General features: G+C 71.2%; 17 protein-coding genes and 2 tRNA genes. 17 read left to right on the top strand and 2 right to left on the bottom strand.

What is annotated here, in order from left to right; translation table 11 throughout:
- Positions 1–71: 71 nt before the first annotated feature.
- Positions 72–145 (bottom strand) — tRNA-Gly (locus ACWDYF_RS03590).
- 406 nt (positions 146–551) lie between these two features.
- Here ACWDYF_RS03590 and ACWDYF_RS03595 point away from each other — a divergent pair.
- From ACWDYF_RS03595 to clpX, 5 genes are all read left to right on the top strand, one after another.
- Positions 552–628, top strand: a tRNA-Pro gene (locus ACWDYF_RS03595).
- Positions 629–828: 200 nt separating this feature from the next.
- Positions 829–2,214, top strand: a complete 1,386-nt coding sequence (tig, locus tag ACWDYF_RS03600) for a trigger factor (protein ID WP_389470091.1) — start codon at positions 829–831, stop codon at positions 2,212–2,214.
- Positions 2,215–2,489: 275 nt separating this feature from the next.
- On the top strand, positions 2,490–3,095 hold the full coding sequence (locus ACWDYF_RS03605) for an ATP-dependent Clp protease proteolytic subunit (protein WP_026253037.1): 606 nt from the start codon (positions 2,490–2,492) through the stop codon (positions 3,093–3,095).
- Positions 3,096–3,151: 56 nt separating this feature from the next.
- Positions 3,152–3,832 carry an ATP-dependent Clp protease proteolytic subunit gene (locus ACWDYF_RS03610; protein ID WP_381743148.1) on the top strand — a complete coding sequence of 227 codons (681 nt, stop codon included), beginning with the start codon at positions 3,152–3,154 and terminating at the stop codon, positions 3,830–3,832.
- 167 nt (positions 3,833–3,999) lie between these two features.
- Positions 4,000–5,286 (top strand): ATP-dependent Clp protease ATP-binding subunit ClpX, encoded by a 1,287-nt coding sequence (gene clpX / locus ACWDYF_RS03615; RefSeq protein WP_018570823.1) that lies wholly within the window; start codon positions 4,000–4,002, stop codon positions 5,284–5,286.
- Between the two features lie 83 nt (positions 5,287–5,369).
- Here the strand turns inward: clpX and ACWDYF_RS03620 are convergent, their stop codons facing one another.
- The gene (locus ACWDYF_RS03620) at positions 5,370–6,368 is read right to left on the bottom strand and encodes a hypothetical protein (protein WP_389470086.1); all 999 of its coding nucleotides are present in this window, start codon (positions 6,366–6,368) and stop codon (positions 5,370–5,372) included.
- Between the two features lie 136 nt (positions 6,369–6,504).
- Between ACWDYF_RS03620 and ACWDYF_RS03625 the strand changes: the two genes are divergently transcribed.
- The 12 genes from ACWDYF_RS03625 to ACWDYF_RS03680 all read left to right on the top strand — a co-directional run bounded on the left by ACWDYF_RS03625 (position 6,505) and on the right by ACWDYF_RS03680 (position 23,610).
- Positions 6,505–9,129 carry a valine--tRNA ligase gene (locus tag ACWDYF_RS03625; RefSeq protein ID WP_381743151.1) on the top strand — a complete coding sequence of 875 codons (2,625 nt, stop codon included), beginning with the start codon at positions 6,505–6,507 and terminating at the stop codon, positions 9,127–9,129.
- Between the two features lie 569 nt (positions 9,130–9,698).
- Positions 9,699–11,213, top strand: a complete 1,515-nt coding sequence (folC, locus tag ACWDYF_RS03630; protein WP_389470082.1) for a bifunctional tetrahydrofolate synthase/dihydrofolate synthase — start codon at positions 9,699–9,701, stop codon at positions 11,211–11,213.
- Between the two features lie 5 nt (positions 11,214–11,218).
- On the top strand, positions 11,219–11,599 hold the full coding sequence (locus ACWDYF_RS03635; RefSeq protein WP_018570819.1) for a DUF4233 domain-containing protein: 381 nt from the start codon (positions 11,219–11,221) through the stop codon (positions 11,597–11,599).
- Positions 11,600–11,654: 55 nt separating this feature from the next.
- Positions 11,655–12,068 (top strand): nucleoside-diphosphate kinase, encoded by a 414-nt coding sequence (gene ndk, locus ACWDYF_RS03640; RefSeq protein WP_381743155.1) that lies wholly within the window; start codon positions 11,655–11,657, stop codon positions 12,066–12,068.
- Between the two features lie 300 nt (positions 12,069–12,368).
- Complete coding sequence (locus ACWDYF_RS03645; protein ID WP_018570817.1) at positions 12,369–13,388, top strand: rod shape-determining protein; 1,020 nt, start codon at positions 12,369–12,371, stop codon at positions 13,386–13,388.
- A gap of 164 nt (positions 13,389–13,552) precedes the next feature.
- Positions 13,553–14,590 carry a rod shape-determining protein MreC gene (gene mreC / locus ACWDYF_RS03650; RefSeq protein WP_381743156.1) on the top strand — a complete coding sequence of 346 codons (1,038 nt, stop codon included), beginning with the start codon at positions 13,553–13,555 and terminating at the stop codon, positions 14,588–14,590.
- 17 nt (positions 14,591–14,607) lie between these two features.
- Positions 14,608–15,285, top strand: coding sequence for a rod shape-determining protein MreD (gene mreD / locus ACWDYF_RS03655; RefSeq protein WP_389470078.1), 678 nt, complete (start codon positions 14,608–14,610; stop codon positions 15,283–15,285).
- 53 nt (positions 15,286–15,338) lie between these two features.
- Positions 15,339–17,621 (top strand): penicillin-binding protein 2, encoded by a 2,283-nt coding sequence (gene mrdA, locus ACWDYF_RS03660; RefSeq protein WP_381743160.1) that lies wholly within the window; start codon positions 15,339–15,341, stop codon positions 17,619–17,621.
- The gene (gene rodA / locus ACWDYF_RS03665; protein WP_381743162.1) at positions 17,618–18,817 is read left to right on the top strand and encodes a rod shape-determining protein RodA; all 1,200 of its coding nucleotides are present in this window, start codon (positions 17,618–17,620) and stop codon (positions 18,815–18,817) included. The genes mrdA and rodA overlap by 4 nt, the downstream gene beginning before the upstream one ends.
- A 70-nt stretch (positions 18,818–18,887) precedes the next feature.
- Complete coding sequence (locus ACWDYF_RS03670; RefSeq protein ID WP_389470075.1) at positions 18,888–20,441, top strand: CYTH and CHAD domain-containing protein; 1,554 nt, start codon at positions 18,888–18,890, stop codon at positions 20,439–20,441.
- 40 nt (positions 20,442–20,481) lie between these two features.
- Positions 20,482–22,431 (top strand): TIGR03960 family B12-binding radical SAM protein, encoded by a 1,950-nt coding sequence (locus ACWDYF_RS03675; RefSeq protein ID WP_018570811.1) that lies wholly within the window; start codon positions 20,482–20,484, stop codon positions 22,429–22,431.
- Between the two features lie 393 nt (positions 22,432–22,824).
- On the top strand, positions 22,825–23,610 hold the full coding sequence (locus ACWDYF_RS03680) for a TIGR03936 family radical SAM-associated protein (protein WP_381743166.1): 786 nt from the start codon (positions 22,825–22,827) through the stop codon (positions 23,608–23,610).
- Positions 23,611–23,855: the final 245 nt, after the last annotated feature.

The raw sequence follows: 23,855 nt of genomic DNA on the forward strand, positions 1-23,855 counted from the left end.
CGGCGGCGCACCCGGGAAACCACCTCGGGGCCGACCCGGGAAACGATCCCCGGACCGGCCCCGAGCCGTCCTGGAGCGGGCGACGGGAATCGAACCCGCGTAGCCAGTTTGGAAGACTGGGGCTCTACCATTGAGCTACGCCCGCACACAACACGCGCCGCCGGTCGGAGACCGACCGCGGCACACAGGCATCGTAGCGGGTCACGCCCCGTCCCCGCACACCCCCTTGCGGAGCGGTCGCGCGCGGGCGGGCCGTCCCGAGGGGCGGTGTCCGCGTCCGGGCCGCCCGTCCGGCACCCGGCCGGGCGTACGGGTGGCCGGGAATCCACCCCGGCGGAGCAGGCGCCCCGCGCGTCCGGCGGTGTCCCTCGGCCACCGCCCTCCCTGGGGACGTACGGCGTATACGTACGGTTCGCGTACGTACTGTCCGCGTGCCGGGTGAGCGGGTGGGTGCGGCGGGGTGCGCCGCCTGCCGGGGGAAGGCGGCTCGGCGGGCGCGAAATGCGGCGGCCGTACCGCCTGCGGGCATGTACCCTACGTGTCGCACCAGACGGGGTGTGGCGCAGCTTGGTAGCGCGTCCGCTTTGGGAGCGGAAGGCCGTGGGTTCAAATCCCGCCACCCCGACCACTCGCCGGCCGCAGGTCGGCGCCACCTCATGTGATTCCCGTGATCGCCTTTTGGGGCGCTGAGCGGCTGCGGTTACTATGCAAGCTGCGCGCCCGTGTGTCCGGCCCAAGTGGGCCTGCGAACTCCTCCGGGCGGCTAATCCGCCGGACCCCCTCTGGCTCCGGCGAAACCAAAGAAGTCAGCCACAAGGAGACCGAACCGTGAAGAGCGCCGTGGAGACCCTGAACCCGACTCGGGTTCGGCTCACTGTCGAGGTGCCCTTCGAGGAGCTCAAGGACAGCCTCGACGCGGCGTACAAGAAGATCAACCAGCAGGTCACGGTGAAGGGCTTCCGCAAGGGCAAGATCCCGGCCCGGGTCATCGACCAGCGGTTCGGCCGCGGTGCGGTTCTGGAGGAGGCGGTCAACGACGCGCTTCCGAAGTTCTACACCGACGCGGTCAACGAGGCCGAGCTGACCCCGCTGGGCCAGCCCGAGGTCGACATCACGGAGCTGAAGGACGGCGAGACGCTGAACTTCACCGCCGAGGTCGACATCCGCCCGGCCATCGAGATCCCGGACTACTCCGGCATCGAGGTCGAGGTCGACGCTGTCGAGGTGACCGACGAGGACGTCGACAAGGCCGTCGAGCAGCTGCGCGAGCGCTTCGCCTCGACCAGCCCGGTCGAGCGGGCCGCCGAGGACGGCGACGTCGTCACCATCGACCTGGAGGCCAAGGTCGACGGCGAGGTGCTGGAGGACGGCATCGCCGACGGCGTCTCCTACACCATCGGCTCCGGTGAGCTGCTGGACGGCATCGACGACGCCGTGAAGGGTGTCGAGGCCGGTGGCGAGGCCACCTTCACCTCCGAGCTGAAGGGCGGCTCCGCGGCGGGCAAGGAGGCCGAGGTCACCGTCAAGGTCACCCAGGTCGCCGCCCGCGAACTGCCCGCGCTGGACGACGACTTCGCGCAGCTCGCCTCGGAGTTCGACACCCTCGACGAGGTCCGGGCCGACAGCCGCAAGCGCCTGGAGAGCATGAAGCAGTACGACCAGGCCACGCAGGCCCAGGAGCGCGTGCTGGACAAGCTGCTCGAACTGGTCGAGATCCCGGTCCCCGAGAAGCTCCTCGAGGACGAGATCAACACCCGCAAGCACAACCTGGAGCACCACCAGCTCGGCCAGATGGGTCTGACCCTCGACAAGTACCTGGAGATCCAGGGCAAGACCGCCGAGGAGTTCGAGACCGAGACCCGTGACGCCGCGGTCAAGGGCATCAAGACCCAGTTCGTCCTGGACGAGCTGGTCAACAAGGAGAAGCTCAACGTCAGCCAGGAAGAGCTGACCGAGCACCTCATGCGCCGTGCCGCCTCCTCCGGCATGTCGCCCGACCAGTTCGCGCAGGCGGTCGTCCAGAACAACCAGGTCCCGCTGCTGGTCGGCGAGGTCGCCCGCGGCAAGGCCCTGGCCGTCGTGGTCGAGGCCGCGACCGTGAAGGACACCAACGGCGAGGTCGTCGACCTGGAGGACGAGGAGGACGAGTCCGCCGAGGGCGAGACCGCCGAGGCCGCCGCCGAGGGCGAGGGCGAGGAGAAGGCCGAGGCCTGATCCGCGCGGCGTCCCCGACGTACGTACGATGGGCCCTGGGGCATGTTCCCCGGGGCCCGTCGTCACACCTGGCCACCCCGCCCCACGGGCCCCGGACTACGCCCCCGGCGAACACTCCCCTTCGCGGGATTCCCCGAAGGGGCCCGCGCGTTAGGGTCCATGAATACGAGGGCAGGGGAGTCCCCGGAACCGGCCGGACGGCCCACGCCCCGGCAGTACACGTGAGACGGCCCGGCGCCGTCGTAAGACGAGCAGGTGGATACGTGACGAATCTGATGCCCTCCGCCGCCGGCGAGCCCTCCATCGGTGGTGGCCTCGGCGACCAGGTCTACAACCGGCTGCTCGGCGAGCGGATCATCTTCCTCGGCCAGCCGGTGGACGACGACATCGCGAACAAGATCACCGCACAGCTGCTGCTCCTTGCCGCGGACCCGGACAAGGACATCTTCCTCTACATCAACAGCCCCGGCGGTTCGATCACGGCCGGCATGGCGATCTACGACACCATGCAGTACATCAAGAACGACGTGGTGACCATCGCCATGGGCCTGGCGGCCTCCATGGGCCAGTTCCTGCTCAGCGCCGGCACCCCCGGCAAGCGCTTCGCGCTGCCGAACGCCGAGATCCTGATCCACCAGCCCTCCGCCGGCCTGGCCGGTTCGGCCTCGGACATCAAGATCCACGCCGAGCGGCTGCTGCACACCAAGAAGCGCATGGCCGAGCTGACCTCGCACCACACCGGGCAGACGGTCGAGCAGATCACCCGCGACTCCGACCGCGACCGCTGGTTCGACGCCCACGAGGCCAAGGAGTACGGCCTCATCGACGACGTCATCACGCACGCCGCCGGCATGCCGGGCGGCGGCGGCACCGGGGCCTGAGCCGACCGGCCCAGCCAGCCCCCAGCCGACCGTCCAGCCCCTTTCCAGGAGACATCGTGAACGACTTCCCCGGCAGCGGCATCTACGACCGCACGCGTGCCGAGTACACCGGCCCCACCGCCGAGTCCCGCTACGTCATCCCGCGCTTCGTCGAGCGCACCTCGCAGGGCGTCCGTGAGTACGACCCGTACGCGAAGCTCTTCGAGGAGCGCGTGATCTTCCTCGGCGTCCAGATCGACGACGCCTCCGCCAACGACGTCATGGCGCAGCTGCTGTGCCTGGAGTCGATGGACCCCGACCGGGACATCTCGATCTACATCAACAGCCCCGGCGGTTCCTTCACCGCGCTGACGGCCATCTACGACACGATGCAGTTCGTCAAGCCCGACATCCAGACGGTCTGCATGGGCCAGGCGGCCTCCGCCGCCGCGGTCCTGCTGGCCGCCGGTACCCCGGGCAAGCGCATGGCCCTGCCGAACGCCCGCGTGCTGATCCACCAGCCCTACAGCGAGACCGGCCGCGGCCAGGTCTCCGACCTGGAGATCGCCGCCAACGAGATCCTCCGGATGCGTTCGCAGCTGGAGGAGATGCTGGCCAAGCACTCCACCACGCCGATCGAGAAGATCCGCGAGGACATCGAGCGCGACAAGATCCTCACGGCCGAGGAGGCCCTGTCGTACGGGCTGATCGACCAGATCATCTCCACCCGGAAGCTGAACAACGAAGCCGTCCGCTGACGCGGAAGCCGTACCCCTGGCCGCCCCCCGGCACGGTCACGTCGAAGTGAACCGTGCCAAGGGGGGCCCGAACGGGGGGCCCGGCAAGGTACCGTCGACATAAGGCAGCACCAGGAGTCGCTGGACGAGCGCGTCCAGGCGGCCCCCAGGCGAAGGGGAAGCACACCGTGGCACGCATCGGTGACGGCGGCGATCTGCTCAAGTGCTCGTTCTGCGGCAAGAGCCAGAAGCAGGTCAAGAAGCTCATCGCAGGGCCCGGTGTGTACATCTGCGACGAGTGCATCGATCTCTGCAACGAGATCATCGAGGAAGAGCTCGCCGAGACGAGCGAGGTGCGCTGGGAGGAACTGCCCAAGCCCCGCGAGATCTACGAGTTCCTCGACGGCTATGTGGTCGGCCAGGAGGCGGCCAAGAAGGCCCTCTCCGTCGCGGTGTACAACCACTACAAGCGGGTCCAGGCCGGGGAGAACGGCGGCGGCCAGGGCCGCGAGGACGCCATCGAGCTGGCCAAGTCCAACATCCTCCTGCTCGGCCCCACCGGGTCCGGCAAGACCCTGCTGGCCCAGACCCTGGCCCGCATGCTCAACGTCCCGTTCGCCATCGCGGACGCCACGGCGCTGACCGAGGCGGGGTATGTGGGCGAGGACGTCGAGAACATCCTCCTGAAGCTGATCCAGGCCGCCGACTACGACGTCAAGAAGGCCGAGACCGGGATCATCTACATCGACGAGATCGACAAGGTCGCCCGGAAGAGCGAGAACCCGTCGATCACCCGGGACGTCTCCGGCGAGGGCGTGCAGCAGGCCCTGCTGAAGATCCTGGAGGGCACCACGGCGTCGGTCCCGCCGCAGGGCGGCCGCAAGCACCCGCACCAGGAGTTCATCCAGATCGACACGACGAACGTGCTGTTCATCGTGGGCGGTGCCTTCGCCGGACTGGAGAAGATCATCGAGGGCCGCGCGGGTGCCAAGGGCATCGGCTTCGGCGCGACGATCCGCTCCAAGCGGGAGCTGGAGGCCAAGGACCAGTTCGAGGACGTCATGCCCGAGGACCTGGTCAAGTTCGGCATGATCCCCGAGTTCATCGGGCGCCTCCCCGTCATCACCTCGGTCCACAACCTCGACCGCGAAGCCCTGCTGAAGATCCTCGTCGAGCCGCGCAACGCGCTGGTGAAGCAGTATCAGCGGCTCTTCGAACTCGACGGTGTGGAGCTCGACTTCGAGCGCGAGGCGCTGGAGGCCATCGCCGACCAGGCCATCCTCCGCCAGACCGGCGCGCGCGGCCTGCGCGCCATCATGGAGGAGGTCCTCCAGGGCGTGATGTACGAGGTCCCGTCCCGCAAGGACGTCGCCCGCGTCGTCATCACCGCCGACGTGGTCCTCTCCAACGTCAACCCCACCCTGATCCCCCGCGACGCCCGCGGCCGGGGGCCGGGGGAGCAGAAGACGGCGTAGCCGCCCTTCGCCACCGCATACGGAAGGGGCCCCGGTCGAGTGACCGGGGCCCCTTCCGTACGCGGTGAACGCGCGCGTGCGGGTCAGATCTTGACCCGGACCTCCTTGCGGAGCTTCGCGGTGGTCTCGGCGGCGGCCGACGGCTCGGTGACCTTGCCCGACAGGATGTCGGCCATGTCCATCGGGATGACGAGGCCGAGCGTGCTGTGGTCGCCCCAGACGCAGACCGTCATGTTCAGGATCTTCGGCGCGCCGGTGTCCTTCTCGGAGGAGTTGTCTATCTTCGCCTGCTGGCACTTGAGGACCGCGCCGTCGAGCCCGGCGGGCGAGTACGCCTTCGGCTCGCCGACCAGGGTGGTGTCCGCGTCGTCGCCGTCCTTCTTGCCGGACTCCGACTTCATGTGGGCGAACATCGCGTCCACCGTCTTCGCGGGGTCGTCGATGGTGCCGTAGACGCCGTTGAACTGGAGCTGCTTCATGGCCAGCGGCGCGCTCTTGTCGCCGGACTGGTAGCTGGCGCCGATGTCCTTGGGGTTGTGCACACCCCACTTCTCGGCGTCCTTCATGTCGTCCTTCGTCATGGTGCCGCTCTCGCCGTCGGACTTGGCGTAGTTCCCGAGCACCGTCGCCGGCGTCACCAGCTTGTGCGGGCCGTCGTCGGCCACCGAGCCGCTGCCGCCGCTCCCGCCGATCAGGAAGTACGCGCCCACCGCGATCGCCGCCACGACCGCGACCGCCCCGATGATCACCGCCGTCTTCTTGCCGCCTCCGCCGCCACCGCCGGCCGGGGGCTGGGGCATCCCGCCGTAAGGGGGCTGCTGGCCGTACTGCGGCTGCTGCTGCCCGTACGGGCCCGGCTGCTGGGGCTGCTGCGGGTAGCCGTAGCCCGGCTGGGGCTGCTGGGCCTGCTGCGGGTAGCCGTAACCCGGCTGGGGCTGCTGCGGCGGTGTCTGCTGGGGGTAGCCGTAGCCGGGCTGCGCGGGCGGCGCCTGCGGCGGCTGCTGGCCGTAGGGGCCCGGCTGACCGTACGGTCCGGGCTGCTGGGGCTGCCCGCCGTACGGGCCCGGCTGGTTGTGACTCATTACTGGGTTCCCCTCCAGATGCTTATGCGTACCTGACATCCTGGCCCAGCCGGACGCGGCCCAGGCCACCGGGGTGCGCACCGTTACAGAACAAATGCGGTTCGGGACACGGCCGTGACGCCTCTAAACTGGGCGCGTGACCGAGAACGCTCAGCAGCAGCCACCAGCGCCCGACACCGAACTGCCGACCCAGTACGCGCCGGCCGATGTAGAGGGGCCGCTGTACGAGCGCTGGGTGGAGCGGGGTTACTTCGAGGCGGACGAGAAGAGCGACAAGCCGCCCTTCACCGTCGTCATCCCGCCGCCGAACGTCACGGGCAGCCTCCACCTGGGCCACGCCTTCGAGCACACGCTCATCGACGCCCTCACCCGCCGCAAGCGCATGCAGGGCCACGAGACGCTGTGGCAGCCCGGCATGGACCACGCCGGCATCGCCACGCAGAACGTGGTCGAGCGCGAGCTGGCCAAGGAGGGCAAGTCCCGCCACGACCTGGGCCGCGAGGCGTTCGTCGAGCGCGTCTGGCAGTGGAAGGGCGAGTCCGGCGGCCAGATCTCCGGCCAGATGCGCCGCCTCGGCGACGGCGTCGCCTGGTCCCGTGAGCGCTTCACCATGGACGAGGGCCTGTCCCAGGCCGTCCAGACCATCTTCAAGCGGCTCTACGACGACGAGCTGATCTACCGCGCCGAGCGCATCATCAACTGGTGCCCGCGCTGTCTGACCGCGATCTCCGACATCGAGGTCGAGTACCAGGACGACGACGGCGAGCTGGTCTCGATGACGTACGGCGAGGGGGACGACACCATCGTCGTCGCCACCACCCGTGCCGAGACGATGCTCGGCGACACGGCCGTCGCCGTCCACCCCGACGACGAGCGGTACAAGCACCTGGTCGGCACGCTGATCAAGCTGCCGCTGACCGACCGCTCCATCCCGGTCGTCGCCGACGAGCACGTCGACCCCGAGTTCGGCACGGGCGCCGTCAAGGTCACCCCGGCCCACGACCCGAACGACTTCGAGATCGGCCGCCGCCACGACCTGCCGTCCATCACCGTCATGGACGAGCACGCCGTCATCACCGCCCCCGGCCCCTTCCAGGGCCTGGACCGTCTGGAGGCCCGCTCCGCCATCGTCGGCGCGCTGCGCGCCGAGGGCCGGATCGTCGCCGAGAAGCGCCCCTACGTCCACTCCGTCGGGCACTGCTCGCGCTGCAAGACCACGGTCGAGCCGCGCCTGTCCATGCAGTGGTGGGTCAAGGTCGGCCCGCTGGCCGAGGCCGCCGGTGACGCGGTCCGCGAGGGCAAGGTCACCATCCATCCGCAGGAGATGGAGAAGCGGTACTTCGACTGGGTCGACAACCTCCACGACTGGTGCATCTCGCGGCAGTTGTGGTGGGGCCACCGCATCCCGGTCTGGTACGGCCCGGACGGCGAGACCGTCTGCGTCGGCCCCGGCGAGGAGCCGCCGTCCGGCGAGGGCTGGCACCAGGAGACCGACGTCCTGGACACCTGGTTCTCCTCCGGCCTGTGGCCGTTCTCCACGCTCGGCTGGCCCGAGCGGACCGAGTCGCTCGCGAAGTTCTACCCGAACTCCGTCCTGGTCACCGGCTACGACATCCTCTTCTTCTGGGTCGCCCGGATGATGATGTTCGGCCTGTACGCGATGGACGGCACCCCGCCGTTCCGCACCGTCGCCCTGCACGGCATGGTCCGCGACCAGTTCGGCAAGAAGATGTCGAAGTCCTTCGGCAACGCGGTCAACCCGCTGGACTGGATGGACAAGTACGGCTCCGACGCGCTCCGCTTCACCCTGGCGCGCGGCGCCAACCCGGGCGTCGACGTCCCGATCGGCGAGGACTGGGTCCAGGGCTCGCGCAACTTCGCCAACAAGATCTGGAACGCCACCCGCTTCGCGCTGATGAACGGCGCGACGGTGGAGGGCCCGCTGCCACAGCCGTCGGCGATGTCGGCGACCGACCGCTGGATCCTGTCCCGGCTCAACTCGGTCGTCGCCGAAGTCGACGCGTACTACGAGGACTTCCAGTTCGCCAAGCTGTCCGACGCGCTGTTCCACTTCGCCTGGGACGAGGTCTTCGACTGGTACGTCGAGCTGTCCAAGACCACCTTCCAGGCGGGCGGCGAGGCCGCCGAGGTCTCCAAGCGGGTCCTGGGCGAGGTCCTGGACGTCACGCTGCGGCTGCTGCACCCGGTCGTCCCGTTCGTCACCGAGACGCTGTGGACGACCCTCACCGGCGGTGAGTCGGTCGTCATCGCCGCCTGGCCGGCCGACAGCGGCTTCCGGGACGCGGACGCCGAGCGGGAGATCGAGACGCTCCAGGCGGTCATCACCGAGGTCCGCCGCTTCCGCGCCGACCAGGGCCTCCAGCCGGGCCAGCGGGTCCCGGCCCGGCTGACCCTGGACGGCACGGCGCTCGCCGCGCACGAGGCCGCCGTCCGCCAGTTGCTGCGGCTCCAGCCGGAGGGCGAGGCGTTCACCGCCACGGCCACCCTGCCGGTCGCCGGGGCCGAGGTCGCCCTCGACCTGTCGGGCACCATCGACGTCGCCGCCGAGCGCAAGCGGCTCGCCAAGGACCTGGCCGCCGCCGAGAAGGAGAAGGCCCAGGCGAACGGCAAGCTCGGCAACGAGGCGTTCCTGTCGAAGGCACCCGAAAAGGTGATCGACGGCATCCGCGCCCGGCTCGCCAAGGCCGAGGAGGACATCGCCCGCATCACCGCCCAGCTGGAGCGGCTGCCGCAGGCGTGACATCCCGTACACCCGAAGGCCCCGGAGTCCTTGAGACCCCGGGGCCTTCGGCCGTCCAGGACGGGCGGGGCAGGGTGGGGCGGGGCGGTCCGGGACGCGGGCGTCCGGGAGCGCGAGTCCGCACGACCGCCCATGACCGCAGTCGTCCCTCCCCACACGCACCGGCACCGGGGGAGGACGGCCCCGAACCTGCTCCGGGGCTGAGCCCGGCCCCCCACCGGGCTGGGGGGGGACCGGGACTGAACCAACCCGGGCCTCGTCCGTGGGCGCCCGCGCCGGGTCCGTACCGCGTCCGCCGCCGCACCCCGCGCCCGGCCGCACCCCGCGTCCACCGCCGGACCCGCGCCCGGCCGCACCCTGCGCCCGGCCGCACCCCGCGTCCGCCGCCGCACCCCGCGTCCGCCGCCGCACCCCGCGTCCGCCGCCGCACCCCGCGCCCGGCCGCACCCCGTGCCCCGGCGCCGGGCCGCCGTCCGCGCCCCGCCCCGGACGGCCGAAAGCCCCGGCCCCGCGCACCCCCGCGCCGAACCGGCGCCGCGCCTCGTCCCGGCGCTCCGTAGACTGAACCCGTGAGCGACCTCCCGCACGAGAACGACCGGCCCGACCCCCTCGACTCCTTCGACGAGATCATCGAGGCCGAGACCACCCGTGACCCCGATCTCGCGGTGATCGAGGCCGGCAGCCGCACCCTGCGCACCCAGGGCGGGCCGCCGCAGGCCGACGTGCCCGGCCGGCCCGAGGACCCCGAGGTCGACAAGGCGCTGCGGGAGGTCGAGGCCGAGCTGGCGACGCGCTGGGGCGAGACCAAGCTGGAGCCCTCGGTCAGCAGGATCGCCGCGCTGATGGACGTCCTGGGCGAGCCGCAGCGGTCGTACCCCTCGATCCACATCACCGGGACCAACGGCAAGACCTCCACCGCCCGCATGATCGAGGCGCTGCTCGGCGCGTTCGAGCTGCGCACCGGCCGCTACACCTCGCCGCACGTGCAGTCGGTGACCGAGCGGATCAGCCTGGACGGCGCGCCGGTCTCCGCGGAGCGGTTCGTCGAGACGTACCAGGACATCAAGCCGTACGTGGAGATGGTCGACGCCGCGCAGGAGTACCGGCTGTCGTTCTTCGAGGTGCTGACCGGCATGGCCTACGCGGCCTTCGCCGACGCGCCGGTGGACGTCGCCGTGGTCGAGGTGGGCATGGGCGGCACCTGGGACGCCACGAACGTGATCGACGCGGATGTCGCCGTCGTCACCCCGATCGGCCTGGACCACACCGACCGGCTCGGCTCGACCACCGGGGAGATCGCCGGGGAGAAGGCCGGGATCATCAAGCGGGACGCCACGGTGATCATGGCCCAGCAGCCGGTGGACGCGGCGCAGGTGCTGCTGAAGAAGGCCGTGGAGGTCAACGCCACGGTGGCCCGCGAGGGCCTGGAGTTCGGCGTCGTGGCGCGCCAGCCGGCCGTGGGCGGGCAGCTGCTGACGCTGCGCGGCCTGGGCGGCGAGTACCCGGAGGTGTACCTGCCGCTGCACGGCGCGCACCAGGCGCACAACGCGGCCGTGGCGCTCGCCGCCGTGGAGGCGTTCTTCGGGGTGGGCTCGCAGCGCGCCGAGTCGCTGGACCCGGAGACCGTCCGCAAGGCGTTCACCGCGGTCAGCTCGCCGGGCCGGATGGAGGTCGTGCGGCGTTCGCCGACCGTGGTGCTGGACGCCGCGCACAATCCGGCGGGCGCGCAGGTCACGGCGGAGGCGGTGCAGGAGGCGTTCGACTTCAGCCGGCTGATCGGCGTGGTCGGCGCCAGCGGCGACAAGAACGTGCGCGGGCTGCTGGAGGCGTTCGAGCCGATCTTCGCGGAGGTCGTGGTCACGCAGAACTCCAGCCACCGCGCGATGGACGCCGACGAGCTGGCGGGGATCGCGGTGGAGGTGTTCGGCGAGGAGCGGGTCCAGGTGGAGCCGCGGCTGCCGGACGCGCTGGAGGCCGCGATCACGCTCGCCGAGGAGGAGGGCGAGTTCGCCGGCGGCGGTGTGCTGGTCACCGGTTCCGTCATCACCGTGGGTGAGGCCCGACTGCTCCTCGGGAGGGGCTGACTCTCGTGCGTACGCTGTGTTCCTCGACCCTGATCGGCGAGTTCTTCGTCATCGGTTTCGCCGCGCTGGTCGCGATGAAGGACCCGGACCTGTCCATGGGGACGGTGTGGACGGTCAGCGGCATCGCGATGGTGCTGTGCGTGCTGCTGTGCGGGATGCTGGGCCGGCCCGGCGGGGTGGCCCTCGGCTGGGCCCTCCAGATCGCACTGGTCGCGTCCGGCTTCGTGGTGCCGGTGATGTACTTCCTCGGCGCGGTGTTCGCGGGGCTGTGGTGGGCGTCGGTGCACTTCGGGCGGAAGATCGACGAGGCGAAGGCGAGATTCGCGGCGCGGGCCGCCGAGGCGGAGGCGGCTTCCGCGCCCGCCGCCTCGGCTGACGCTGTGTGACCGCGACCTTGTAGGGTCGTGCCACCGCACATCTGTACAGCAGAAGGAGTCCACCGTGACCCAGCGCACCCTCGTCCTCCTCAAGCCCGACGCGGTCCGTCGCGGCCTGACCGGCGAGATCATCAGCCGTATCGAGCGCAAGGCCGGCTGGCAGATCACCGCGCTGGAGCTGCGCACCCTGGACCAGGACACGCTGGAGCAGCACTACGGCGAGCACCGGGGCAAGCCTTTCTACGAGCCGCTGATGGTGTTCATGGCCTCGGGTCCGGTGGTCGCGATGATCGTCGAGGGCGAGCGGGTCATCGAGGGGGTGCGCGCCCTGGCCGGTCCGACCGACCCGATCGCCGCCGCGCCCGGTTCCATCCGCGGGGACTACGGTGTGATCGTGCGGGAGAACCTGATCCACGCCTCCGACTCCGAGGAGTCCGCCGAGCGCGAGGTGAAGATCTTCTTTCCCGGTCGTGGCTGAGCCGTCGGCGCCGCTTTCTGACGTATCGTCAGTTCATCAGCCCGCCTGACCTGGGCGGCCGTGGACATGCGGCCGCCCATCGGCATACCCGAAGGCGATCGGGGGAACGCGTGCCCCCGATGGACCGTCTCCACAAGCGAGGCGGTACGCCATCTGCTGACAATGGCGAAGACCCTCGCGCGGTGTTCGTGCAGGCGCGTTTACGATGGAAGCCTTCACGTCACAGCACCCACCTCGCCGTACCTGAAATGCCCTCAAAAGCTCCCAGGGAAGGCCAGACGAATCCTGATGGGGAACTCAATGTCGTTCATCGGCCGTGACATGGCTGTCGACCTCGGGACCGCCAACACGCTGGTGTACGTCAGGGGTCGCGGGATCGTACTCAACGAGCCGTCCGTCGTCGCGATCAACACGAACACCGGTGGCATCCTCGCCGTCGGCGCCGAGGCGAAGAAGATGATCGGGCGCACGCCCGGCAACATCGTCGCCGTGCGCCCGCTCAAGGACGGCGTCATCGCGGACTTCGAGATCACCGAGCGGATGCTCCGCTACTTCATCCTGAAGATCCACAAGCGGCGCTATCTGGCCCGTCCGCGGGTCGTGGTCTGCGTGCCCTCCGGCATCACCGGCGTCGAGCGGCGCGCCGTCATCGAGGCCTCCTCCCAGGCCGGCGCCCGCCAGGTGCACATCATCGAGGAGCCCATGGCCGCGGCCATCGGCTCCGGCCTGCCGGTCCACGAGGCCACGGGCAACATGGTGGTGGACATCGGCGGCGGCACCACGGAGGTCGCGGTCATCTCGCTCGGCGGCATCGTCACCGCCCAGTCCATCCGCGTCGCCGGCGACGAACTGGACAACGCGATCATCCAGTACGTCAAGAAGGAGTACAGCCTTCTGCTGGGCGAGCGCACGGCCGAGCAGATCAAGATCACGATCGGCTCCGCGTACGAACTCGACGCCGACGAGCACACCGAGATCCGCGGCCGGGACCTGGTCTCCGGCCTGCCCAAGACCGTCGTCATCTCGGCCGCCGAGGTGCGCAAGGCGATCGAGGAACCGGTCAACGCGATCGTCGACGCGGTCAAGACGACCCTCGACAAGTGCCCGCCGGAGCTGTCCGGCGACATCATGGACCGGGGCATCGTGCTGACCGGCGGCGGCGCCCTGCTGCGCGGCCTGGACGAGCGGCTGCGCCGGGAGACCGGCATGCCCATCCATATCGCCGAGGACCCGCTGGACAGCGTGGCGCTCGGCTCCGGGAAGTGCGTCGAGGAGTTCGAGGCGCTTCAGCAGGTGCTGGACGCCCAGCCGCGCCGATGACACGACGTTTCGATTCCGCCGTACGAGATGATCTCCTCTCGTACGGCGGATCGTTGATATAGAGGCATAAGCTCCCACAAACGGCCCCCGAGGGTGTGCGCTTTCCCACCGGCGCTCACCGGGGGCCACCCGAATTCCTACGAGGAAGGGCACGGCCGCCGCACGTGAGGGACACGAAAGAGAGCCGGCTGCTCCTGGTGCTGCTGATCGCCGTGGCGTTCGCGCTGATCACGGTCGATATCCGCGGCGGGGAGAATTCCCCGGTGGACGGCGCCCGACGCGGCGCCGCCACCGTCTTCGGCCCGATCGAGAACGGCGTGTCGGGCGCGGTGGACCCGGTCGGCGACGCGGTCTCCGCGGTCCGCGACTCCGGCGGCCGCCACGACCGGCTCGCCGCGCTGGAGAAGGAGAACGCGGCGCTCAAGGCCAAGCTCGGCAGCGACGACCGCAACCGCAGCCGCCTGAGCCAGCTCGACAAGATGCTGAAGCTCGCCGGCCAGGGCCAGTACGGCATCAAGGGCGCCCAGGTCATCGCCATAGGAGCCGCGCAGGGCTTCTCCTGGACCATCACCATCGACGCGGGCGCCGACGACGGCATCCGGCGCGACATGACCGTCCTCAACGGCGACGGCCTGGTCGGCCGCGTCACCACCGTCGGCCCCGGCACGTCGACCGTGCTGCTCGCCAACGACCCCGACTTCACCGTCGGCACCCGCATGGAGGGCACCGACGAACTCGGCTTCGCCTCCGGCCAGGGCGACCGCCCGATGCGCGTCCAACTCCTCAACGGCAAGGCGGAGGTGAAGAAGGGCGACCGGCTGATCACCTTCGGCTCCGAGGCCGACAAGCCGTTCGTGCCCGGCGTCCCGGTCGGCGTCGTCTCCCGCGTCGACCCCTCCGGCGGCGACCTGACCCGCACCGTCTACGTCACGCCGTACGTCGGCTTCACCAAGCTCGACGTCATCGGTGTCGTCGTCCAGGCCCCGAAGAAGGACCCGCGCGACACGGTCCTGCCGGCCAAGCCCAAGCCGGCCCCGACGCCCACCGTGACGGTCACGGTCACCCCGACCGGCGGCGCGAACGACACGTCGGGCCGCTCCGGGGACGGCGCGGGCCTGCCCGACACCCGGGGCACCGGGGCGCGCGACAGCCAGGGCACCGGGGAGCCCGATCCGCAGTCCACCGACGACCAGCAGCCGTAGGAGCGAGAAAAGTCCCCATGCGTCTCAACCGGATCCTGCTCTCCACCGTGCTGGTCGTCGTCGCCCTGGTGATCCAGGTGAGCGTCCTGGCCCGGCTGCACCTGCCCGGCGCCGTGCCCGACCTGCTGCTGCTCACCGTGCTCGGCCTGGCCATGGTCTACGGACACGTCGGCGGCTGCCTGGTCGGCTTCGGCGCCGGACTCCTCGCCGACCTCGCCCCGCCCGCCGACCACGCCGCCGGCCGCTACGCCCTCGTACTCTGCGTCATCGGCTATCTGGCCGGGCTCATCAAGCCCGAGACCGGCCAGGTCAAGTCGGCCACCGGCCCGATGGCCGTGGTGGTCGCCGCCGCCCTCGGCTCCACCCTGCTGTACGCCGGTGTCGGCGCCCTCGTCGGCGACACCGCCGCCCGCCACGTCGGCCTGCCCGGACTGCTGATCAGCGCCGCCGTCTACGACCTGCTGCTCGCCCCGTTCGTGGTGCCCGGCATCATGGCGCTGGCCCGGCGCGCCGAGAACGACCCGCTCGCCGAGGCCGGTTCCGCCGCCAAGAAGGCCGACATCTCCTCCGGCTGGCTCTCCTCGGGCACCGGACTGCGCATCGGCGGCCAGCGCGGCGCACTCGGCTCACTGAAGACCAGGGCCCGCTCCCGCTCCACCCGGGTCGGCCGCATCAAGGGGGTCAAGCGCCTGTGACAGGCCCGCACACACACGACTCGTCCGGACACTGAGAGGGGGAGGCAGCACCAGTGACCAACATTCCCGAGACCGGTCGGACCCCACGCGTCCAGACCCGGCTCATCGTCCTCCAGATCCTCGTCCTCTCCCTGCTCGGCACCCTCGGCGGCCGGCTGTGGTACCTCCAGATCCGCGAGGGCGCGCAGTACCAGAAGGAGGCGTCGGGCAACCACGTCCAGCAGGTCGTCCAGCCCGCCGTGCGCGGCTCGATCCTGGACGCGCGCGGGGTCCCGCTCGCCGACAACGAGACCCGGCTCGTGGTCTCCGCCTCCCGCACCGACCTGCTCAGGCAGAAGGACGACGGCAAGGCGGTCCTCGCCAAGCTCGCCGGGGTCCTCGGCATGGACCCGCAGGAGATCCAGCAGAAGGTCCGGCTGTGCGACGCCAAGACGCCGCAGCCCTGCTGGAACGGCTCGCCCTACCAGCCCATCCCGCTCACCGACGAGGCCACGCCCAAGCAGGCCCTCCAGATCCGCGAGCGCGCCGAGGACTTCCCCGGCATCACCGCCGAGCCCGAGGCCGTGCGCCGCTACGCGGGCCCCGGCAAGTCCAACACCGCGCAGGTCCTCGGCTACCTCTCACCGGTCACCGACGACGAGATCCAGCAGGCCAAGGACACCTCCTCGCCCTATCTGCGCTCCGACATGGTCGGCCGCTCCGGTCTGGAGCGCCAGTACGACAAGGAGCTGCGCGGCAAGGCCGGCGTCACCCGCTACGAGGTCGACAACCTCGGCCGGGTCATCGGCAAGGCCAAGTCGGACGCCGCCCAGCCCGGCTCCAACCTGGTCACCAGCATCGACGCCCGGGTCCAGCGGGTCGCCGAGTACGAGCTGGACAAGGCGATGAAGGCCGCCCGCCAGCAGTACGACAGCATCACCGGCACCAACTACAAGGCCGACTCCGGCGCCGTCGTCGTGATGGAGGCCAAGACCGGCCGGATCGTCTCCATGGCGTCCGCGCCGACGTACGACCCGAACGTCTGGGTCGGCGGCATCTCCGCCAAGGACTACGCGAAGCTCACCGGCAAGAACTCCGACTACCCGCTGCTGAACCGCGCCATACAGGGTCAGTCCGCGCCCGGTTCGACCTTCAAGGTGGTCTCCACGGCCGCCGCGGTCGAGGCCGGCTACGACTTCAACGGCAACTACCCCTGCACCAGCTCGTACTCGGTCGGCGGCCAGGTCTTCAAGAACTTCGAGGGCGAGAACTTCGGCAACATCTCCCTGGGCCGGGCCCTGGAGGTCTCCTGCGACACCGTCTTCTACGGCCTCGCGGACAACGAGTGGAAGAAGGACGGGGGCATCAACCCGAAGAAGGGCCAGCCCAAGGACTACTTCTTCAAGGCCGCCCACCAGTTCGGCCTGGGCAAGGAGACCGGCCTCGACCTGCCCAACGAGGTCACCGGCCGCGTCCCCGACCGCCAGTGGAAGCAGAAGTACTGGGCGGCCAACAAGGACGCCTGGTGCAAGTCCGGCAAGAAGAACGGCAGCTACGTCGAGAAGATCGCCTACGAGAACTGCCTCGAAGGCAACAAGATGCGCGAGGGTGACGCGATCAACTACTCCATCGGCCAGGGCGACACCCTGCTGACGCCGATCCAGGAGGCCGTCATCTACGGTGCCATCTCCAACGGCGGCACCATGTACACCCCGACCATCGGCAAGGCCGTGGTCAGCCCCGACGGCAAGCACGTCACCGAGATCAAGCCCAGGTCCCACGGCAGGCTGCCCATCACCAAGGCCACCCGCGACATGATGGACCAGGCGCTCGCAGGCGTCGCCACCCGCGGTACCGCCGCCTGGAAGTTCAACGGCTGGCCGCAGGACAAGATCCCGCTGCACGCCAAGACCGGTACCGCCGAGGTCTACGGCAAGCAGACCACGTCCTGGCTCGCCACCTACAGCAAGGACTACACGGTCATCATGACCATCGCCCAGGCCGGTACCGGCTCCGGCGCCTCCGGCGAGGCCGTGCGCAACATCTACAGCGCCCTGTACGGCGTGCAGGCCGACGGGTCCGTCGACAACAAGAAGGCCCTGCTGCCCACCCCGATGAAGGGCCTGCCGAAGATCCAGGCCGACGGCACCATCCCCGCCCCGAAGATCAACGGCGACCCCGCCAAGGACCAGGAGAAGGTCGCCAAGGAGGTCGCCCAGCAGGGCACCACCACCGCCCCGGACGGCGACCAGGACACCCCGGCGACCACCAACGGCACGGGGGCGGGCAACCGCGACACCCGAAGGCGCCCGCGCAGGCGCCCGCAGCGCGGAGGAAGGCGGAGGACGACCGCATGACCGGCGCGAACAACTTCTCCGTCTCCGGGTACGGACCCGAGCGGGCCGGCTGGACCCGGCTGCTCGCCCGTGACTCGGTCACCCGCCGCCTGGACTGGCCGATACTGCTGTCGGCGCTCGCCCTCTCCGGGATCGGCTCCCTCCTGGTCTTCTCGGCCACCCGCAACCGCACCGAGATCAACCAGGGCGACCCGTACTACTTCCTGATCCGGCACCTGATGAACACCGGCATCGGGCTCGCCCTGATGATCGGCATCGTCTGGCTCGGCCACCGCACCCTGCGCACCGCCGTGCCGATCCTCTACGGCGCCTCGGTCTTCGGCATCCTGCTGGTGCTCACCCCGCTCGGCTCCACCGTCAACGGCGCGCACTCCTGGATCGTCCTCGGCGGCGGCTTCTCCATCCAGCCCTCCGAGTTCGTGAAGATCACGATCATCCTGGGGATGGCGATGATGCTCGCCGCCCGGGTGGACGCGGGCGACAAGGAGCACCCCGACCACCGCACGGTCCTCCAGGCGCTGGGCCTGGCCGCGGTCCCCATCCTGATCGTCCTGCTCATGCCGGACCTCGGCTCCGTCATGGTCATGGTGGTGATCATCCTGGGGGCGCTGCTCGCCTCCGGCGCCTCCAACCGCTGGACCCTGGGCCTCGTGGCCACCGGCACGCTCGGCGCCGTCGCGGTCTGGCAGCTGCACATCCTCGACGAGTACCAGATCAACCGGTTCGCGGCGTTCGCCAACCCCAGCCTCGACCCGGCCGGTGTCGGCTACAACACCAACCAGGCGCGAATCGCCATCGGCTCCGGCGGACTGACCGGCTCGGGCCTCTTCCACGGCTCCCAGACCACCGGCCAGTTCGTGCCCGAGCAGCAGACCGACTTCGTCTTCACCGTCGCGGGGGAGGAGCTGGGCTTCGCGGGCGCCGGGCTGATCATCGTGCTGCTCGGGGTCGTCCTGTGGCGCGCCTGCCGCATCGCCCGCGAGACCACCGAGCTGTACGGCACCGTCGTCGCCGCCGGGATCGTCGCCTGGTTCGCCTTCCAGGCGTTCGAGAACATCGGCATGACGCTGGGCATCATGCCGGTCACCGGCCTGCCCCTGCCGTTCGTCTCCTACGGAGGCTCGTCCATGTTCGCGGTCTGGGCGGCGGTCGGACTGCTCCAGTCGATCAGAGTGCAGCGGCCCATGTCGGCGTAGCGCACGCCTCCTGCGCACGGATCCGTGCGCAGGAGGCGCCCCCGGCGGCGCGGACCACTAGATTCGGTGCATGGCGGCCGTCCGGCGCGAGATCGAGCGGAAGTACGAGTCCGGTACAGGCCGACTGCCGGACCTCACCGGCGTCGGCCCGGTCGCCGCCGTCGCCGACCGGGGCACCGCCGCCCTCGACGCCGTCCACTACGACACCGCCGACGCACGCCTGGCCGCCGCCGGACTCACCCTGCGCCGCACCGGCGGCACCGACGCGGGCTGGCACCTGAAGATCCCGGCCGCCCCCGGCGTACGCGACGAGATCCGGGCCCCGCTGTCCGACGAGGTGCCGCCCGCCCTCGCCGCCCTGCTGCGCTCCCGGGTCCGCGGCGCCGCGCTGCGCCCCGTGCTCCGGCTGCGCTCCACCCGCGCCGTCCGCCACCTGCTCGACGCCCGTGGCACGCTGCTGGCCGAGCTGAGCGTGGACACCGTACGGGCCGACCGGCTGACCGGCACGGCCGCCGCCGCGGACGACCGCGGCGGCCACGCCGACCGCTCCGCCACGGCCCGCTGGACCGAGATCGAGGTGGAACTCGCCGCGGACGGCGACCCCGCCCTCCTCGACCTGCTGGACGACCGGCTGCGCGCGGCGGGCGTACGGCGCGCGGCCGCCCCCTCCGAGGCCGCCCGCGCCCTGGCGGAGACCGCCCCGCCCGGCCACCGCCCGCTGCCCGGACCGCCCGCCCCGCCGGTCACCGCGGGCGACCACGTCCTCGCCCGGCTGCGCGCCCAGCGCGATGCCGTCGTCGCCCTCGACCCGGCGGTCCGCCGCGACCTGCCCGACTCCGTGCACCGCATGCGCGTGGCCACCCGACGGCTGCGCAGCGCCCTGCGCAGCCACGGCCGGGTCCTGGACCGCGCCGCCACCGCCCCGCTCGCCGCCGAACTGAAGTGGCTCGCCGGGGAACTCGGCCTCGACCGCGACCACGAGGTCCTCGCCGAACGCCTCACCGCCGCCCTCGACGCCCTGCCCGAGACCCTGGTGACCGGGCCGGTCCGCACCCGGCTGCGGCTGTGGTCCGCGAGCCGCCGCGCGGGCGCCCGCAGCCGGGTGCTGGCCGTCCTGGACGGCGGCCGGTACCTGGCCCTGCTCGACGCTCTGGACGCTCTCACCGCCCGGCCGCCGCTGCGGCCCGCGGCCGGTGGCGACCCGGCCGAGGTGCTGGGCCGCGCCCTCGGCGAGGAACACGCCCGGCTGACCGCCGCCCTCGACCGGGCGCTCGCCCTGCCGCCCGGACCCGCCCGCGACCTCGCCCTGCACGAGGCCCGCAAGCAGGCCAAGCGCACCCGCTACGCGGCCGAGACCGCCGCCGGGGCCCTCGGCGCGGCGGCCGGGCCGCCGGGCGCGGCCGCCAAGGCCCTCCAGACGCTGCTCGGCGACCACCAGGACGGCGTGCTGGCCCGCCGCGCCCTGCGCGAGCTGGCCGGGCAGGCGCAGGCGGCCCGGGAGAGCTCCTTCACCTACGGGCTGCTCTACGGGCGCGAGGAGCACCGCGCGGCTGTGCTGGAGGCGGAGCTGCCCCGGCTGCGGGCGCGGCTGCGGCCGTTCGGGACAGGCCGCCGACCGGGTTAGGCTAGATGGTCACCCCTGTCAGCTGACGAAAGTTCCCGCGATGACCGTCGAGTCGGTTTTCCCGCAGCTCGAAGCCTTGCTCCCGCATGTGCAGAAGCCGATCCAGTACGTGGGCGGCGAGCTCAACTCCACCGTCAAGAGCTGGGACGAGTGCGACGTCCGCTGGGCGCTCATGTACCCGGACGCGTACGAGGTCGGCCTGCCCAACCAGGGCGTCATGATCCTCTACGAGGTGCTGAACGAGCGGGCGGGCGTCCTCGCCGAGCGCACCTACAGCGTGTGGCCGGACCTGGAGGCGCTGATGCGGGAGCACGGCGTCCCGCAGTTCACCGTGGACAGCCACCGCCCGGTGAAGGCGTTCGACGTGTTCGGCCTGTCCTTCTCCACGGAGCTGGGCTACACCAACATGCTCACCGCCCTCGACCTGGCCGGGATCCCGCTGGAGGCCCGCGACCGCACGGTCGACGACCCGATCGTGGTGGCCGGCGGCCACGCGGCCTTCAACCCGGAGCCGATCGCCGACTTCATCGACTGCGCGGTCATCGGCGACGGCGAGCAGGCGGTCCTGGAGATCACCGAGATCGTCCGCGCCTGGAAGGCCGAGGGGCGCCCCGGCGGCCGCGCGGAGGTGCTGCTGCGCCTGGCCAGGACCGGCGGGGTCTACGTCCCCGGCTTCTACGACGTCGAGTACCTCCCCGACGGCCGGATCGCCCGCATCGTGCCCAACCGCTCCGGTGTGCCCTGGCGGGTGTCCAAGCACACCGTGATGGACCTGGACGAGTGGCCCTACCCCAAGCAGCCGCTGGTCCCGCTCGCCGAGACGGTGCACGAGCGCATGTCGGTGGAGATCTTCCGCGGCTGCACCCGCGGCTGCCGCTTCTGCCAGGCCGGCATGATCACCCGCCCGGTGCGCGAGCGCTCCATCACCGGCATCGGCGAGATGGTCGAGAAGGGCCTGAAGGCGACCGGCTTCGAGGAGGTCGGCCTGCTCTCGCTGTCCTCCGCGGACCACAGCGAGATCGGTGACATCGCCAAGGGCCTGGCCGACCGCTACACGGACGACAAGATCGGCCTGTCCCTGCCCTCCACCCGCGTGGACGCCTTCAACGTCGACCTGGCCGACGAACTGACGCGCAACGGCCGCCGCTCCGGTCTGACCTTCGCCCCCGAGGGCGGCTCCGAGCGGATGCGCAAGGTCATCAACAAGATGGTCTCCGAGGACGACCTGATCCGCACCGTCGCCACCGCGTACGGCAACGGCTGGCGCCAGGTCAAGCTGTACTTCATGTGCGGCCTGCCCACCGAGACCGACGAGGACGTGCTCCAGATCGCCGACATGGCGACCCACGTCATCGCCAAGGGCCGCGAGGTCTCCGGCTCGGGCGACATCCGCTGCACGGTCTCCATCGGCGGGTTCGTGCCCAAGCCGCACACCCCCTTCCAGTGGGCGCCGCAGCTGAGCGCCGAGGAGACCGACGCCCGTCTCCAGAAGCTCCGGGACAAGATCCGCGGCGACAAGAAGTACGGCCGCTCCATCGGCTTCCGCTACCACGACGGCAAGCCCGGCATCATCGAGGGCCTGCTCTCCCGCGGCGACCGCCGCACCGGCGCCGTGATCCGCGCGGTCTACGAGGACGGCGGCCGCTTCGACGGCTGGCGCGAGCACTTCTCCTACGACCGCTGGATGAACTGCGCCGCCAAGGCCCTGGCCCCCTACGGCGTCGACGTCGACTGGTACACCACCCGCGAGCGCTCCTACGAGGAGGTCCTGCCCTGGGACCACCTCGACTCCGGCCTCGACAAGGACTGGCTCTGGGAGGACTGGCAGGACGCCCTCGACGAGACCGAGGTCGAGGACTGCCGCTGGACGCCCTGCTTCGACTGCGGGGTGTGCCCGGCGATGGACACCAGCATCCAGATCGGCCCGACGGGCAAGAAGCTGCTGCCGCTGACGGTGAAGCAGCCCGCGGGCAGCGGGCACGCGCACTGAGCGGCCGCCTGCACCGAGCCGCCGGACGGCCGGGCGGGATGTGACCGGGAGCGGGCCGGGACACCACGAGGGTGGTGTCCCGGCCCGCTCCCGTCGTCGGGCGGCGCTTTGTGCTCTGGGCCCGGCTTCCGCGCGTCCTCCCCGGCAGGAATGCCGGGGAGCCCCGGCCGGTGGCCCGGCGGGAACCCGGGACGGCCGGGACGCGTACTCTAGACAGAAGGAACGGGCCCGAGACGTCCCCGCGCGCGGGAGGCGGTCCGGACCGGCCGGCACCGGCAGGACGCCGGCCGGAAGGCTCCCCGGCCGGGGAGCGCGCCCGGTACCGCCCGCCGTACACAAGGAGAAGTTCCCCTGGGCAAGCGACAGCCCGAAGGCCCGCCGCCCGCACCCACGGTGCAGCGCATCCGACTGCGCTACACCAAGCGTGGCCGCCTCCGGTTCACCAGCCACCGTGACTTCCAGCGCGCCTTCGAGCGCGCGCTGCGCCGCGCCGAGGTGCCGATGGCGTACTCGGCGGGGTTCACTCCGCACCCCAAGGTGTCCTACGCCAACGCCGCGCCCACCGGCACGGCCAGCGAGGCGGAGTTTCTGGAGATCGCGCTCACCGCGCCCCGTGACCCGGAGCGGCTGCGCGGTCTCCTCGACGAGTCGATGCCCACCGGACTCGACATCGTCGACGCGGTCGAGGCCCGTACCCCGGGACTCGCCGACCGGCTGACGGCCTCCGTCTGGGAACTGCGCCTGGACGGCGTGGACCCGGCCGAGGCGGACCGGGCGGTCGCGGCCTTCGACGGCGCCGAGGCCGTCGAGGTGCAGCGCCAGACCAAGAACGGCGTCCGCACGTTCGACGCCCGCTCCGCGGTCGTGCGTCTGGCCCGCGTGGAAACGCCTGGTGCGGCGGCCGATAGGCCGAGCGACCGGCCCTGTGCGATACTGCGGCTGGTTGTTCGGCACGTGACGCCTGCCGTACGACCCGACGACGTCCTGTCCGGTCTCCGCGCCGTGGCCGACCTGGCGCCGCCGGTCCCCGCAGCGGTGACCAGGCTGGCGCAGGGGCTGCTCGATGAAGAGACCGGCACGGTGACCGACCCGCTCGCGCCCGACCGCGAGGCAGACCCGGCCGCCCCGGCCGCTTCAGAAGGGGCCGCCGAAGCCGCCGCCGCGAAGGCGCCTGCTTAGGGAAGGTTCCGTAGGGACGGACGTCGAAAGCGCCGCCCTCGTACTCGGGAGCCACCTGGGTCGGGCAGCGCACCGACCACAAGACTTTCGCCAGGCCGTACGCGACAAGGCGTACGGAACCGGCGAGACAGGACACAGAGAGCTCCCGTGCGGCGCCCGCGCCCCGGACGGCGGCCATCGCGCAACCGCGAGGCCGCGGACGTCAGCGGTGTCCGATCCACGCGATCGGACACCGGACCAGCGCG

The sequence above is a fragment of the Streptomyces sp. NPDC003284 genome (genome assembly GCF_053589675.1).